General features: G+C 56.3%; 19 protein-coding genes. 17 read left to right on the forward strand and 2 right to left on the reverse strand.

The annotated features are described in order from the left end of the window. The first annotated feature begins 4 nt into the window (after positions 1 to 4). The 9 genes from proB (at position 5) to ACO5Z0_RS03295 (ending at position 7,168) form a co-directional block, all read left to right on the forward strand. The gene (gene proB / locus ACO5Z0_RS03255; protein WP_485649195.1) at positions 5 to 1,132 is read left to right on the forward strand and encodes a glutamate 5-kinase; all 1,128 of its coding nucleotides are present in this window, start codon (positions 5 to 7) and stop codon (positions 1,130 to 1,132) included. 39 nt (positions 1,133 to 1,171) lie between these two features. Next, entirely contained in the window at positions 1,172 to 2,431 is a 1,260-nt protein-coding gene (locus ACO5Z0_RS03260) for a glutamate-5-semialdehyde dehydrogenase (RefSeq protein ID WP_485649196.1), read from the forward strand. Continuing rightward, positions 2,428 to 2,580: a hypothetical protein gene (locus tag ACO5Z0_RS03265; RefSeq protein ID WP_485649197.1), complete on the forward strand. Its 153-nt coding sequence runs from the start codon at positions 2,428 to 2,430 to the stop codon at positions 2,578 to 2,580. Before ACO5Z0_RS03260 ends, ACO5Z0_RS03265 begins: the two co-directional genes overlap by 4 nt. Positions 2,581 to 2,605: 25 nt before the next feature. Beyond that, positions 2,606 to 3,220, forward strand: a complete 615-nt coding sequence (gene nadD, locus ACO5Z0_RS03270) for a nicotinate-nucleotide adenylyltransferase (RefSeq protein ID WP_485649198.1) — start codon at positions 2,606 to 2,608, stop codon at positions 3,218 to 3,220. Then, a complete protein-coding gene (gene yqeK, locus ACO5Z0_RS03275; RefSeq protein WP_485649199.1) occupies positions 3,217 to 3,807 on the forward strand; it encodes a bis(5'-nucleosyl)-tetraphosphatase (symmetrical) YqeK in 591 nt (196 codons plus the stop codon). Before nadD ends, yqeK begins: the two co-directional genes overlap by 4 nt. Continuing rightward, a complete protein-coding gene (locus tag ACO5Z0_RS03280) occupies positions 3,804 to 4,835 on the forward strand; it encodes an LCP family protein (protein ID WP_485649200.1) in 1,032 nt (343 codons plus the stop codon). Before yqeK ends, ACO5Z0_RS03280 begins: the two co-directional genes overlap by 4 nt. 22 nt (positions 4,836 to 4,857) lie before the next feature. Beyond that, positions 4,858 to 5,211 carry a ribosome silencing factor gene (gene rsfS, locus ACO5Z0_RS03285; RefSeq protein ID WP_485649201.1) on the forward strand — a complete coding sequence of 118 codons (354 nt, stop codon included), beginning with the start codon at positions 4,858 to 4,860 and terminating at the stop codon, positions 5,209 to 5,211. A gap of 3 nt (positions 5,212 to 5,214) precedes the next feature. Then, on the forward strand, positions 5,215 to 6,123 hold the full coding sequence (locus ACO5Z0_RS03290; RefSeq protein WP_485649202.1) for a CvfB family protein: 909 nt from the start codon (positions 5,215 to 5,217) through the stop codon (positions 6,121 to 6,123). A gap of 85 nt (positions 6,124 to 6,208) precedes the next feature. After that, positions 6,209 to 7,168 carry a chemotaxis protein gene (locus tag ACO5Z0_RS03295; protein ID WP_485649203.1) on the forward strand — a complete coding sequence of 320 codons (960 nt, stop codon included), beginning with the start codon at positions 6,209 to 6,211 and terminating at the stop codon, positions 7,166 to 7,168. A gap of 41 nt (positions 7,169 to 7,209) precedes the next feature. Here ACO5Z0_RS03295 and ACO5Z0_RS03300 read toward each other — a convergent pair whose 3' ends face one another. Next, positions 7,210 to 7,941, reverse strand: a complete 732-nt coding sequence (locus ACO5Z0_RS03300; RefSeq protein ID WP_485649204.1) for a TVP38/TMEM64 family protein — start codon at positions 7,939 to 7,941, stop codon at positions 7,210 to 7,212. A gap of 171 nt (positions 7,942 to 8,112) precedes the next feature. Continuing rightward, positions 8,113 to 10,077, reverse strand: coding sequence for a methyl-accepting chemotaxis protein (locus ACO5Z0_RS03305; protein WP_485649205.1), 1,965 nt, complete (start codon positions 10,075 to 10,077; stop codon positions 8,113 to 8,115). A 311-nt stretch (positions 10,078 to 10,388) separates the two neighbouring features. Between ACO5Z0_RS03305 and ylxM the strand changes: the two genes are divergently transcribed. From ylxM to groES, 8 genes are all read left to right on the forward strand, one after another. After that, complete coding sequence (ylxM, locus tag ACO5Z0_RS03310; protein WP_485649206.1) at positions 10,389 to 10,757, forward strand: YlxM family DNA-binding protein; 369 nt, start codon at positions 10,389 to 10,391, stop codon at positions 10,755 to 10,757. Continuing rightward, a complete protein-coding gene (gene ffh / locus ACO5Z0_RS03315) occupies positions 10,747 to 12,117 on the forward strand; it encodes a signal recognition particle protein (protein WP_485649207.1) in 1,371 nt (456 codons plus the stop codon). Before ylxM ends, ffh begins: the two co-directional genes overlap by 11 nt. Before the next feature lie 42 nt (positions 12,118 to 12,159). Then, positions 12,160 to 12,435 carry a 30S ribosomal protein S16 gene (gene rpsP / locus ACO5Z0_RS03320; RefSeq protein ID WP_485649208.1) on the forward strand — a complete coding sequence of 92 codons (276 nt, stop codon included), beginning with the start codon at positions 12,160 to 12,162 and terminating at the stop codon, positions 12,433 to 12,435. Positions 12,436 to 12,506: 71 nt separating this feature from the next. Continuing rightward, positions 12,507 to 12,734 (forward strand): KH domain-containing protein, encoded by a 228-nt coding sequence (locus tag ACO5Z0_RS03325; protein ID WP_442674030.1) that lies wholly within the window; start codon positions 12,507 to 12,509, stop codon positions 12,732 to 12,734. A 63-nt stretch (positions 12,735 to 12,797) separates the two neighbouring features. Next, on the forward strand, positions 12,798 to 13,205 hold the full coding sequence (locus tag ACO5Z0_RS03330; protein ID WP_442674031.1) for a YlqD family protein: 408 nt from the start codon (positions 12,798 to 12,800) through the stop codon (positions 13,203 to 13,205). Beyond that, on the forward strand, positions 13,198 to 13,707 hold the full coding sequence (gene rimM, locus ACO5Z0_RS03335) for a ribosome maturation factor RimM (RefSeq protein ID WP_485649337.1): 510 nt from the start codon (positions 13,198 to 13,200) through the stop codon (positions 13,705 to 13,707). The genes ACO5Z0_RS03330 and rimM overlap by 8 nt, the downstream gene beginning before the upstream one ends. Beyond that, a complete protein-coding gene (gene trmD, locus ACO5Z0_RS03340; RefSeq protein WP_485649209.1) occupies positions 13,697 to 14,437 on the forward strand; it encodes a tRNA (guanosine(37)-N1)-methyltransferase TrmD in 741 nt (246 codons plus the stop codon). Before rimM ends, trmD begins: the two co-directional genes overlap by 11 nt. A 213-nt stretch (positions 14,438 to 14,650) precedes the next feature. After that, the gene (gene groES / locus ACO5Z0_RS03345) at positions 14,651 to 14,932 is read left to right on the forward strand and encodes a co-chaperone GroES (RefSeq protein WP_314619767.1); all 282 of its coding nucleotides are present in this window, start codon (positions 14,651 to 14,653) and stop codon (positions 14,930 to 14,932) included. The last annotated feature ends 2 nt before the right edge of the window (positions 14,933 to 14,934 follow it).

Raw genomic sequence — 14,934 nt, forward strand, 5'->3', positions numbered from 1 at the left:
TCGTATGAATGCCCGCGAACGCCTGCGTGAAGCGAAGCGCATCGTTGTCAAGGTCGGTACGAGCACGCTTGTGCGCACGTCGGGAAAGCCCGATTTTCGGCGCATGGATCGGCTGGTGCGCGAGATCGCCGATCTCAAGAATGCGGGGCGCGAGATGGTGCTCGTCAGCTCGGGTGCCATCGCCATCGGCATGGACAGTATCGGGCTTCACGAAAAGCCGGCGGCTATCCCCGCGCGCCAAGCTTTGGCTGCCATCGGGCAGTCGAGCTTGATGACCCTTTATAAAAAGTTTTTCTCCGACTACGGGCAGACGGCGGCGCAGGTGCTTTTGACGAAGGAGAACGCTGCGCGTCATCATCAGTATGCCAATTCGCGCAACGCGCTTTTAGAACTCATCGCTATGGGCGCCGTGCCTGTCATCAATGAAAACGACGTCGTCGCCGTCGATGAGATCAAGATTGGCGATAACGATACGTTGTCGGCGACGGTGGCGACCTTGATCGACGCCGATGCGCTTCTCATCTTGTCGGACATCGACGGGCTTTATACGGCGAATCCGCAGAAGGACAAAGCGGCGCGTCTGATTTTGGAGGTCGCGGAGATCACGCCGGCGATCGAGCGCATGGCGGGCGGCGCGGGGTCTTCGTTTGGCACGGGCGGCATGGCGACGAAGATCGAGGCGGCGAAGATCGCCGTGAACGCAGGCGCGACGTTCGTCATCGCGCCGAGTGCGAGGGATGATGTGATTTCTGCCGTTCTTGCGGGTGAGCCTGTGGGTACGGTGTTCCCCGCGAAGGAATCGCATCTCAAGGTCAGAAAGAGTTGGCTCGCTTTCGGCAAGCGCATCGCCGGCGATATCATCGTTGACGAGGGCTGTGAAAGGGCGATGCGAACGCAGGGATCGAGCCTTTTGGCGGCGGGCGTCGTCAGCGTCGAAGGCGGTTTTGCGGCGGGGACGACGGTGCGCGTGCTCTCGGCGCGAGAGCAGGAGATTGCACGCGGCATCGTCAATTACAGCGCAGCGCAGATTGCGAAGATCGCCGGACGGAAGAGCTGTGATTTCGCAGGACTTATCGAAGGGGAGATTCATGAGGAAGTCATTCACCGTGACAATATGGTGCTGATGGTCTGAGGGCGGTTTTGCAGCAGAAAGCATGAGGAGGGGTTCGTCATGAACATCGAAGCGTTGGTCAGAGAAAAGGCGCAGGCGGCGAAGGAAGCGTCGCGGATTTTGGCGACGATGAAGCCGCAGGAGAAGAATCGGGCGCTTCATGCTATGGCAGATATGCTCGAAAAGCGTGCGAAACTCATCTTGGATGCGAATGCTGAGGATTTGGAAGAGGCGCGCATGAAGAAGGATGTCAAGCGGTCTTACCTTGACCGCCTGATGCTCGATGAGAGCCGCATTCATGCGATGGCGCAGGGCTTGCGCGAAACGGCGGCTCTTGCCGATCCTGTGGGACGCGGCGACTTTTCGACGGTGCGCCCGAACGGGTTGGAGATTCGCCGCGTGCGCGTGCCGCTCGGCGTCGTCGGCATCATCTATGAGGCGCGTCCCAATGTGACGGCGGATGCGGCGGGATTGTGCCTGAAGTCGGGAAATGCCGTGCTGCTGCGCGGCGGTTCGGAAGCGATTCGCTCGAATACGGCGATCGCCTCTTTGCTCGCGCAGGCGGCGCAGGAGGCAGGCGTTCCGCGAGGGGCGATCGGCTTCATCGATGCGACCGACCGTCAAGGCGTCGAGGTGATGCTGCATCTCAATGGTCTCTTGGACGCCGTCATTCCGCGCGGCGGTGCAGGGCTGATTCGCGCTGTGGTGCAGGGAAGCACGCTGCCCGTCATCGAGACGGGCAGCGGCGTCTGCCACACCTTTGTCGATGCGAGCGCCGATCTCGCTATGGCGGAGAAGATCGCCCTGAACGCGAAGGTGTCGCGCCCGTCGGTCTGCAACGCGATGGAAACGCTGCTCGTGCATGAAAACATCGCCGCCGACTTTCTGCCGCGCATCGTGCGGTCGATGGAAGCTGCAGGCGTCGAGGTGCGCGGCTCGGAAGAGGCGCGGGCGATTTGCGGTGCGCTTGCTGAAGCGACAGAGGATGACTGGTCGACGGAGTACGGCGATCTCATTCTGTCGGTCAAGGTCGTGCGCGATATGGATGAAGCCATCGTGCATATCAATCGCTACAATACGGGACACTCGGAAGCCATCGTCACGAACGACGTCAAGAATGCGCACCGTTTTCAAGCGGAGGTCGATGCGGCGGCGGTCTATGTCAACGCTTCGACGCGCTTTACGGACGGCGGCGAGTTCGGCTTCGGCGCGGAAATCGGCATCAGTACGCAGAAGCTGCACGCACGCGGTCCTATGGGACTTGTCGAGCTGACGACGATGAAGTATCTGATCTACGGCGAAGGACAGGTGCGCGAATGAAACGCATCTTTGGCTATTTGTATGCGCTGCGGCAGTATCTTTCGACGGACAAGGGCGCGTACGACTTTTACGATGCCATGCGCGCATGTCTCATTATCCTCGCAAGTATGGCTGCTGGGCTGGTTTTGATGATCGCGCTTTTCGGCTGATTTGTTTTGCGGCGGAGGTGGGAGTATGGCGGAGGAAAAAAAGCGTATCGGCGTCATGGGCGGCACGTTCGATCCCATCCATATCGGACATTTGACCATCGCAGAGGCGGCGCGGGAAGCGCTCCGACTTGCCGAGGTGATCTTTATTCCTGCTGCCGAGCCGCCGCACAAGCCCGAGCGACGGGGGGCGTCGGCGGAGCATCGCCTGCGCCTGACGCAGCTTGCCGTCGGGAGCAACCCGTTCTTTCGTGCGCTTGATGTGGAGATGAAGCGAGAAGGCCCCTCGTACTCCTACGATACGCTGCGTGCGCTTGTCGAAACGCACGGCGATCATGCGGACTTTTACTTCATCATCGGCGGCGACGAGCTAAACACGATTTTTACATGGCATCGTATTTTGGAACTGTTTTCTCTCTGCCACTTCGCGGCGGCGAGGCGCAAGGGGGCGCCGATCTCCTTGACGGATGTGCGTGCACGCCTTGGCGAAGAGGTGCTTTCGCGCATTCATTGCGTGGAAACGCCGGAACTTGAGATCTCCTCGACGGATATTCGCCGCCGTTTGCAAGAGGGGCGTTCCATCCGCTATCTCGTGCCGGAATCGGTGGAAACGTACATCTATAAAGAAGGTCTGTATCAATGAATTATGAGGCAATGAAAGAGGAGCTGGCGAGGCGGCTGCCGCAGAAGCGTTATGAACATTCCCTCGGCGTGGCGGATACTGCTGTCATGCTTGCGGAGCGTTTCGGCGTGGACGCAGACAAGGCGCGTATCGCGGGGCTTTTGCACGACTGCGCACGCGAATATGCTGTGACGGAGCTGGCTTCTGAAGCGGCGCGGCGCTCGATCGACTATGGTGAGGTTGAGCGTGCGATGCCGCTCCTTTTGCATGCCTATGTGGGGGCGAAGCGTGCGGCGGAGCTTTATGGTGTGAAAGACGCCGAAATACAGCAGGCGATTTGGCGGCATACCGTCGGCGGCGAGCGCATGACGAAGCTCGACAAGATCGTCTACTTCGCCGACATGATCGAGCCGCAGCGCGACTATCCCGAGGTCAAGGCTCTGCGCGAGCTGGCGTACACGGCAGAGCTCGATGCGATGCTGCTCGAAGGGCTGTCGAAGTCCATCAAATTTATTTTAGAGACCGGACGGCTCATTCATCCGGCGACGGTGGCGGCACGCAACGAAATTCTGCTGTCCCTGCGAGAAAATGAGAGGCATGAGCCATGACGCGCAGAGCGAAGAGCCGCACGCAGGAAAATATTCGCCTCAAACGCAAGGAGCAGGCTCGCCGCCGCCGCATTCGCCGCGCACGTCTCATCGTGCTGATGTTCTTTCTCGGCATATTCATCGCGGTGCTCGCCGTCGCAGGCTACTTTCTTTACGGCATCGGTCATGGCATCTATCAGGAGATTGATGCCGTTTACCAAGGCTACGAAGAGCGGCGGCAGGTGCGCGACAGCCACATCGACGCGAAGTTCGACGGCTATACGAACGTGCTCATTCTCGGTATCGACGACGGCGCTGACGAGAATGGTACGGAGGGAAAACATGCCGACACGATTCTGCTTCTGAGCATGGAAAATGCAACGGGCAGCCTGCGTGCCATCACCGTGCCGCCCAATATGATCGTATCGCTGCCGCAGGGGGGCGGCGAGCTGCGAGCGACCGATCTCTATGCGCACGGCGGCGCACCGACGATGGTGCAGACGCTTTCTGCGCTTCTCGGCGTGTCCATTCATCAGTATGTGACGCTTGACACACAGGCGCTCGCCGAGCTAGTCGACGTCTTGGGCGGCGTCGATCTCTACGTCGAGGATGAGATGAACTACGACGATCCCGAGGCGGGGCTTTCGATCCGCATCCCCAAGGGATTTCAGCACATGGACGGCGACACGGCGCAGAAGTATCTGCGCTACCGCAGTTCAGAGCTTGGCGAGGTCGGCAGACTGCATCGCCAGCAGCGTTTTGCCAAGGCTCTTTACGAAAAATTTCTGCAGGTCGATACGATACCGAAGCTGCCTGATGTAGCGGACATCTTTAAGTATCGCATGACGACGAGCGCGGAGATTTTCGACTCGGCGCGTCTGGCTAAGGTCTTGAAGAATCTCGGCAGTGCGCCGCCCAAGACGCTCATCCTGCCCACTTCGCAGCATGACGGCTATTGGCTGCCCGATCGTGGTGCGATTCGGCAAAAAATTGAAGAATTATTCCCAGAACTGGTAAAGCATGAGGGAGAAAATGACGATAATAAGTGAAGAGCAGTAGGAGGCATGAATTTTGAGCAATACACCGGAAGAAATCAGCCAGGCGATCGCCAGGGCTGCGAGTGATAAGAAAGCGGAGGACATCGTCATCCTGCGTATGGCGGAGCTTACGACGGCTGCAGACTATTTCATCGTCTGCTCGGCGAATACGGCGACGCAGGTGCGCGCCATCGCCGACAATATTGAAGATGCGTTGTTGGAAAAGCACGAGAAATCCTATCTGCATAAGGAAGGATACCGTGAGGGCGAGTGGGTGCTTCTCGACTACGGCGACTGCGTAGCGCATGTCTTTATGACGGAAAGCCGTGCGTTCTATGCGTTGGAACGTCTTTGGAGCGATGCGCCGATCACGCATTACGAGGACTAGAGGATGGCGCAAGAAAAGTGCAGGAAGTACGGTCCGAGCACGGTCGCACGACTTCGCGTCGCACGCATCGGCGAGCTTGGCGCCTTTCTCGACGCTGAGACGGGCAATACCTCAGACGACATCCTGCTGCACAAGACGCAGCAGACGCGTGAAGTTGCCGTTGACGAGATCGTCGAGGTGTTCTTGTACCTTGATCCCAAGCACCGTTTGACGGCGAGCATGAAGGTGCCGCGCATGAAAGAAGGGCAGGTCGCACGCCTTGCCGTCGTCAACGTGAGCCGCGACGGGGCTTTTCTCGACGTCGGCGCCGAACGCGGCATCTTTCTGCCCTACGCGGGTATGCGCGGCAGGCCGCAGATCGGCGAGGTCGTTTGGGCGAAGCTCTACACGGATAAATCCGGCAGACTTGCCGTGACGATGGAAGTCGAGGACGAGCTTCGCCGTGCATCGAAGCCCGCAGTCGATGTGCGCATCGGAGCTAAGCTCTCCGGCTCGATCTACAACATCACGGAAAGCGGCGCATTCCTCTTCACGGATGAGCGCTATATCGTATTCGTCCCCCACAAGGAGATGAAGGAGCGGCCGCGCGTGGGCGAAGAAGTCACGGTGCGCGTCACCTACCTGCGCAGCGACGGCAGACTCAACGGTTCTCTGCGAGAGCCGAAGGAAAAGGCGCTTGTCACGGACGCTGAGCGCATCTTGCATCACTTGGAAAGTCATAAGGGGAAGATGCCGTACAGTGACAAGACGCCGCCGGAAATTATCAAGGCGAAGTTTCAAATCAGCAAAGCGGCGTTCAAACGCGCCTTGGGACATTTGCTCAAGGCAGGGCGCATTGAGGAAAAGGACGGCTGGACATTTCTTTACGATGGGACTTTGCATGAAGAAAATGAGAAAGAAGCGCGAAAATAATCTGCGATTCTTGAAATATAAAGAAGGATTTTAAGTCTTTTTAACGAATTATTTCCTTAGAGTATGAAATGGGGGCGGATTTTTCATGGCAGAAGAAAAAAAGGGCATTTTGCTGGAAACCGGCACAAATGAGTTTGAGATCATTGAGTTCAATATCGGCGCTGTCGATTATGGCATCAATGTAGCGAAGGTGCGCGAAGTCATCAAGGCTTCTGATTTTCCTGTGACGACGATGCCGCAGGCGCATCCGTACATCAACGGGCTGTTCACCCTGCGCGGCAGAGCCGTGCCGCTCGTCGATCTGCCGCGCTGCCTCGGCGTGATGAGCGGACAGGCGGCAGGGCGTTCGCAGAACATCATTGTGACGGAGATCAATGGCTACGACATGGGTTTCCTCGTTGACAATGTATCGCGCATCCACCGCATCTCTTGGAAGAACATGGAGCCGGCGCCGGAAGTCGGCGATCAGTCGCGTGTCGTCGGTCTTGTCAAGATGGAAGGCAAAATCGTTCTTTTGCTCGACTTTGAGACGATCATGGCGGAGATCAATCCCGAGATCAATCAGAAGCTCACGACGGTTGACGACACATCGGAGGACATCAAGCAAAGGCGTGCTGCGCAGCACATCATTGTGGCAGAGGATTCCGTACTCCTGCGCGATCTCCTCGTCAACACGCTGCACGGCGCAGGTTATACCTATGTGCGTGATTTCGGCAATGGTGAGGATGCATGGGGCTTCCTCAAGGAGATGGCGGAAAAAACGGAGCAGGATAAGATCTTTGAAAAGGTGCGCATCATCATTTCCGACGTCGAGATGCCGAAGATGGATGGGCATCGTCTCTTGAAGCTCGTGCGTAGCGATGATCGCCTGCGGAAGATTCCGCTCGTGCTCTTCTCGTCGTTGATTTCTGAAGAGATGCGCCGTAAGGGCGACGATCTCGGTGCAAGCGCTCAGATCTCGAAGCCCGAGATCAACCAGCTCATTCATACCCTTGATAAGCTGATCTTTGGCGTTGACACGACGGGGATGGACGAAGACTTCTAAAAAAGTAAAGAAAAAGCCTGCGGCGTTTATTCCGCAGGCTTTCATATTTTTGTATGTTTGTCGAGGATCTTCTGCATGGCGTCGGCTTTTTTTTCCATGCGTTTCTCGTAGTACCAAGCGCCTGCGATGAGGATGACAGCCGCGAGCGATACGAGGACGAGGCGCGTCGGATCGGGATTTTTGAGTACGGTATCATGCCCGATGATCGCTTCGATGGCGGTCGAGGGGAATTTGCCGACGAAGGAAGCTATGATGTAGTCTCTGAGGCTGATGGCGCTCAAGGCGCCGAGTGCATTGAGAAGCGCCGACGGGATGTAGGGTACCATGCGTGCGATGAGCATGACGGTGAATCCGTTCTTGCCGCTGTAGGCATCCACCTTCTTGAGTCGCGGATGTTTGGCGATCAGCTGCTCCGCTGAGGAGCGGAACAGGAAACGCAGCAGCAGAAAGCTGATCGTGACGCCGACGGTTTCGGCGATGACAGAGAGGATGATGCCGGGGACGATGCCGAAGATCAAGGTGTTTGCCGTCGAAAAGATGATAGCGGGGGGGAAGCCGATGGCGTTGACGAAGAGTACGAGCCAGAAGCTGAAGAACATCGCCCATGAGCCGAAGGATCGTATGTAGTCGGCAGTCGCCAGGAGGTCGCCGCTTTTCAGGACTTGCCAAAGTTCAGGGAAGAATGTTGGATTTGCGAGATGGATCGCGTAGAGGAGGGCACACGAGAGAAAGAAAGCGGCGATCTTGACAGTGTTCATGGGATTTTTTAGCATGAAGAGTCTCCTTGCACTTGATTTTCCGGATACATTCCGCGTATTCGCCTTGTATGAAAAGGTGGCTTCATTATAGCAGAGATTCATGGGATTTGCACGTTCCATATATGAAATCCCCGGGATTTCCCAAAGAAAAAGAGTCCGACGGATAACGTCCATCGGACTCTTTTTTTAGCTGATATGAAACTTGCTCACGGCTTTCTGCAAATCCTGCGCCATATTTGCCAGGGTGGAGCTTGCCGCTGCGATCTCCTGCATGGACGCCGCCTGCTCCTGCGATACGGCAGAGACGTTTTCAGCTTCGTCCTGTACGGAGTCGGATACGGATTTGAGCCTTTGCACGGAAGTTTCCATGCGTACGTTCTGCGTGTGGATCTGATGCGTACTCGTCAAGATGCCGGAAACTTTTTCGGAGAGTTCCTTGACGACGGCGGCGATGCGGTCGAAGCGCTCGCTTGCCTGATGCACCTGCTCGACGCCCTCGCCGACGCGCTCTTTTTGATCCTGCATGACCTTGAAGGTTTCTTCGATGCGTTTCGAGTTGTCCGTGATCAAGGCAGTGATTTCCTGCGCCGCGTTTTCCGACTGCTCGGCGAGCTTTCGAACCTCTTCCGCGACGACGGTGAAACCGCGTCCCTGCTCACCTGCGCGCGCCGCTTCAATGGCGGCATTCAGTGCGAGGAGGTTCGTCTGACCGGCGATCTGCGTGATCATCTCGACGATTTCGGAGATGCGCTTGGAGCTTTCGTAGAGTGCGGTCACAGCTTCCGCCACGCCTTTGGCGCTTTCGTCCAAAACCTGCATTCCTTCGACGGCTACGTTCAGACCTTGCTGTCCCTCGATCGTGGCTGCTTCCACGCGTTCCACGGCATGAGATACATCGTCAACGCCTGTGTTGATTTGATCCATGGCATGTGTTATATCGTTGACGGCTTGGAGGGATTCATCGACGACGGTACCTTGTTCCTGTGTGTCGCCCGTGATCTTGACGACGGCTGCCGATGTTTTCTGTGCGCCTTGCGCGGACTGATCGGCGGAAGCTGTAAGCTCTTCCGATGAGGCGGCGAGATGTTCCGCCGTCTGCGCCGTTTGACGTATGAGATTTTGCAGCCCTTGCGTCATTTGGCAGAAGTTGTTGTGCAGGCTGCCGATTTCGTCCTGACGGTCGGTCGGCGTGAGCTTCGCTGAGAGATCGCCTTTTGCCACTTTAGCTGCGACGGACTCAAGATTTTCGATCGGCAGTGAGATGGAGCGTGCGATGTAGAGGAGAATGCTGCCCATGAGCGCCAAGGCGAAGAGTGCGCAGCCGATCATCGCCCATTTGAGATGAGCAATGTTGGAGAAGATTTCTTCCTGCGGCACAAAGAGAATGAGATTCCATCCCGTATCGCCGACAGGCTGCACGGCGTAAAACATATCGACGCCTTGAAAGCTTCCCTCAAAGAAAAGAGGCTCCCTGGAAAGATAGGTCTTTTCTTTATCCGCGCCTTCGTCTTGAATCCTGTCGTCGAGCGTCAGCACGGGGTGGCAGATAAAGTGGCCGCCCGCGTCGAGCATAAAAGCCTCGCCCGTTTTGCCGACCTTGAAGGAGGCGACCTTTTTCTCGATGCTTTCAAAACGTACGTCGGTCGCTACGACGCCGAGAAGTGCGCCGTTATTGCGTACCGCTTTGCTCAGCGTTACGACTTTGACGTTTGTGAAGCTGTCCATGTAGACATCGGAGAGGCGCACGCCGTCGTGCGCTGCTGCGTCCTTGTACCAATCGCGCGTCGTCGCGTCAAATTCGGCTTTCGGCACGACGCCCTCTTCGCTGTCGAGGAAGTCGCGGTCGGGGAAGCCGATGAAGAGCGTGTTGATGTCCTCACGCTTCATGAAATGTTTGCCGACGGGGTCGAATGCTTCGTTGGAGGGAAGCCCGGCGGTCCACGCTTCTGCCAGTCCGCCGAGAACGCCGCGCTGCGCTTCGACGATCTCGGCGACCTGCTCCGCATCGAGTTCGGCAAGCGTCATCATTTCGCGCTCTGTCGATTCTTTCAGCAGCGTACTTGCGTTCCAATAACTGAAAACGGATACGGCGAAGAAGATGATACAGAAGGGAATACCGACCCATAGAAGAAGTTTTACTCGTAATTTCATGTCCACACCTCTTTACATAAGCATTTTTTCGTATGTTAAAATCCATTTAACATAGTAAGATTATACTATAATATTCCTGTTCAAGCAAGACATGCGACCTATAAAAAGTGCAATTTTTTAGGCAGTCCGCCTACAGGAGACGGTCTCCGGCAATCTGTGAAATAATTGTAGGCATAAAGGACTATGTGAGACTGCCAAGGAAAAATATTGACAGAGAGTGAAGACTTGCGTATAATAGCATGGTCGGGGTGATTTCCCGAAAGCATGTTTATGATTTGAGACGTGCCTTTTCATGAAAGCGGGTGAAAATGATGCTCGAAAGGCTTTTTCATCTGGCGGACATGTTTGACATGTACGGTATGCTGCTCACAGAAAAGCAGCGCCGCTGCTTGGAACTGCATCTTTTCGAGGATTTTTCCTTGGCGGAAGTTGGCGAAGCGGTCGGCGTTTCAAGGCAGGCGGCTTACGATATGGTTCATCGTTCGGAGCAGGCGTTGGAGGGTTACGAAGAAAAACTCGGCCTTTTGCGGCGGCTCAAGGTGGAGCATGAAGCGTTGGCGGCGATTGCCGCACGGATTGAAACATTGCGTACGGAAGATAACGCCGGAGAAGTAGATCAGATCTTGCAGCGCATCGCAAGACTCCTCGGGACGCGACGGGAGGTACAGCATGATATTTGAAAGCCTGGCAGATCGCCTGCAGCAGACGTTCAAGAAGCTGCGCGGACATGGCAAGCTGACAGAGGACGACGTAAACGAGGCGATGCGCGAAGTGCGCATGGCTCTCTTAGAAGCCGATGTCAACTTCAGGGTCGTCAAGGACTTCATCAAAAAAGTGAAGGAACGCGCCGTCGGACAGGATGTGCTCGATACTCTGACGCCGGCGCAGGTCGTCGTTAAAATCGTTGACGAGGAGCTAACGGAGCTCATGGGCGGCACACAGAGCCGCCTCAATATCTCGTCTGCGCCGCCGACGATCATCCTAATGGCGGGGCTTCAGGGCGCGGGCAAGACGACTTCGGCGGGCAAGCTCGGACTTTTCCTCAAGAAGCAGGGAAAGAAGCCGCTGCTCGTCGCTGCCGACATCTATCGTCCCGCCGCCGTCAAGCAGCTTGAAGTCTTGGGCGGGCAGCTCGGCATTCCCGTCTTTGCCATGACGCAGGGAACGGATGCCGTGACGATTGCCAAGAGTGCGGTCGATCATGCGCGTTCGCATCTCAATGATGTTGTGATCGTTGACACGGCGGGCCGACTGCACATCGACGAGGATCTCATGCAGGAGCTTAAAGATATCAAGGCGAATGTCAAGCCGCACGAGATCCTGCTCGTCGTTGACGCGATGACGGGGCAGGACGCCGTGAATGTGGCGGAGAGCTTCCATGCGGGACTTGGGCTTGACGGCGTTGTGCTTACAAAGCTCGACGGCGACGCACGCGGCGGTGCAGCGCTCTCGGTCAAGGCGGTCACGGGCTGCCCGATCAAGTTCGTCGGCATGGGCGAAAAGCTCGAAGCCTTAGAGCCGTTTCATCCCGACCGTATGGCGTCGCGCATCCTCGGCATGGGGGATGTGCTTTCTCTCATCGAAAAGGCGCAGGCCACGTTCGATGCGGAAGAAGCCAAGAAGATGGAGAAGAAGCTGCGCAAGGCAGAGTTTACGCTTGACGACTTCCTCGCGCAGATGCAGAAAGTCAGAAAGCTTGGCTCCTTCGAGCAGATCCTCGGCATGATTCCGGGAATGGGCGGTCTCAAGAAGCAGCTGCAGGGACAGGACATCGACCTCAACGGCAAGGAAGTGCGCCGCATCGAGGCGATCATCAAGTCCATGACGCCGAAGGAACGCGCCGACATCTCTATCATCAACGGCAGCCGCCGCAAGCGCATCGCACTCGGCAGCGGTACGCGCGTACAGGATGTGAACAAGCTCTTAAAGCAGTTCAACGAGATGAAGAAGATGATGAAGCAGGTCAAGAAGATGCAGGGCGGTAAGAAAGGCAAAGGCTTCCCTGGACTCGGCGGCATGAAGCTGCCGTTCATGCCTTGATCGGCTGAATGATACATTGAATCCTTTAAAGGAGGTGAAAACATGGCAGTAAAGATTCGTTTGACCCGCATGGGCGCAAAAAAGAACCCGTTCTACCGCATCGTCGTAGCGGATTCCCGTTCGCCGCGCGACGGTCGCTTCATCGAGATCCTCGGCAACTACGACTCCACGAAGGAGCCTGCCGTCATCCATGTCGATGAGGAAAAGGCTATCGACTGGATGAGCAAGGGCGCACAGCCGACGGATACCGTCCGCTCCCTTTTCAGCAAGAAGGGCATCATGGCAAAGTTTGATGAGAAGAAGCGCTCGAAAAACTGATCGAGGCGAGGCGGCGGGGACGGTGCATGAAAGCCGATTCCCGCAGCTTCTCTTGAGAAAAGAGGCGTCACATGAAGGAAGTCGTTGAAATCATCGCCAAGGCATTGGTGGATCATCCCGAGGATGTCGTTGTCGACGAAAAGCAGGAAGACCGCATAACATTGATCGAGCTTCATGTTGCTTCGGATGATATGGGGAAGGTGATTGGCAAACAAGGCAGGATCGCGAAAGCAATTCGCACGGTTGCCAAGGCTGCCGGCACCCGCGAGAATAAAAAAATCAAGGTTGACATCAACTGATGGATGTATGCGGCAGTATTCCTTTTGGGGGTTCTTGCCGCTATTTTTTTAGGAGGAAAGGGAATGGACAGTATTCAGGTGAAGGTTCCTTGCACGGTCAAGGCGAAGCTGACGGAAAAGCTCAAGAAGCGCATCATTGATGAGCTTGAGGACAGTCTGCAGAAGGTGGAGCTTGAACTGCAGCAGATGGGCATACAGGAAAAGCGCATCGTTTCTGAGGCGGCGCAGCAGGACATCCAGCGTGCGCAGGCGGCGCGTCAGCATTTTGCTATCGAACGTCAGAAGCGCATGGATTTCAAGGAGCAGGCAGAAGCGAAGCTTGAGGAGACGAAGAAGCTCGCGATCGGCGCCGAGATCGTTCAAGGTACGTTGGAGCGCACGGCGGAGCTTAAGGTCGGCTCGAACATGCGGGAGCTGATGAACGTCGAAGTCCTCGTCGAGGACGACAAGGTCGTTGCGATCCGTGGCTGACGGGCGTGTTGTCATCGGCAAGGCGGGGGCGCCGCATGGGCTGAAGGGCGAGCTGCGCGTGATTCCCTTGACGGACTTTCCCGAACGGTTCGAGTCCCTGCGCGAGGTGCTTATCGGCGAACGGATCTTCCATGTCGAGCGGGTCCACTATCATCGTCAATTTGTGCTTTTGACGCTTGCCGAGTGCAGCTCGCGTGAAGCGGCGGCAAAGCTGACGGGCGAGCTTCTGCGCGTCGCGAGAAAAGACGCTGCGCCGCTCGCTGAGGGCGAGTTCTATACGTTTGACATCATCGGTCTTGCAGCGCTCGATATGGACGGCAAACGGCTGGGGGCGGTCAGCCATGTTCTCAAGACGGGCAGCAACGACGTCTATGTGGTGAAGAAGCCTGACGGCGCGGAGCTGCTTGTGCCGGCGCTGAAAAAGGTTGTGCGCGAAATCAATATCGCTGAGGGATTTTTGCGCGTGGATTTGCAGGAAGAGTTGGACAGCCGTGCGGATTGATATTGTAACACTGTTCCCGATGATGTTCGAGGCGGTGTTTGGCGAGAGCATCATCAAGCGCGCCCGTCAAAAGGGGCTGCTTGATATACGCTTGACGCAGCTTCGGGACTTTGCCTTTGATAAGCACAGGCAGGTCGATGATTCGCCTTTCGGCGGCGGCAGCGGCATGGTCTTGAAGCCAGAACCGATGTTTCGCGCCGTACGCTCGATCTTGGCGAACAGCACGGCAAAGCGGCGGCGCATCGTGCTCTTGTGTCCGAGCGGCGCGACCTTCACGCAGGCGAAGGCGAAGGAACTGGCGCAAGAGGAACAGCTGATTTTTCTCTCGGGTCATTACGAGGGCTTTGATGCACGCATCCATGTGCATTTGGCAGATGAGGCGCTTTCCATCGGCGATTTTGTGCTGACGGGCGGCGAGCTGCCTGCGATGGTCGTCGTCGACGCTGTGGCTCGCATGATTCCGGGCGTCCTCGGTTCGGATGAATCGGCGCCGACGGATTCCTTTTACGACGGTCTTTTGGAGTTCCCGCAGTATACGAGACCGAGTACGTTTGAAGGCATGGAAGTGCCGCAGGTGCTTCTGTCGGGCGATCACGCGAAGATTCGCGCATGGCGGCGCAGGGAATCGCTTCGCATCACATACGAGCGGCGTCCCGAGCTATTGGAACAAGCGTGCCTAACAGCGCAGGATAGGCGTTTCTTGGCGGACTTGAAGGACACGCTGCATTGAGCTGTTGGAACAACCGCTGCATTATACGAGGGGCTTGTGTCATGCAGATTTTTTGCTAAAAGGTCAAAAAATCAAAAAAAGTCCTTGACTATTTATCGAAAAATGAGTAATATAAGAGCTGTGATTAGCACTCAAGCAATGCGAGTGCTAACAAAAAGATTTTAGGAAGAGCTGATTTGTCAGCGCTTCCGTTGATTTGGGAGGAAGATAAACATGATCAAGCCATTGGGCGACAGAGTTGTCATCAAGGTTTCGGAAGGCGATATGAAGACGGCGAGCGGCATCGTACTGCCGGACACGGCGAAGGAGAAGCCGCAGGAAGGCGAAGTCGTCGCAGTCGGCACGGGCAAGATGCTCGACAACGGCACGCGTGCGCAGATGGAAGTCAAGACGGGCGACAAGGTTATCTTCTCGAAGTACTCGGGTTCTGAAGTCAAGGTCGACGAGCAGAACTACCTGATCGTTCGCGAGAGCGACATCCTCGCGGTTCTCTGAGA

The sequence above is a fragment of the Selenomonas sp. genome, from assembly GCF_057272215.1.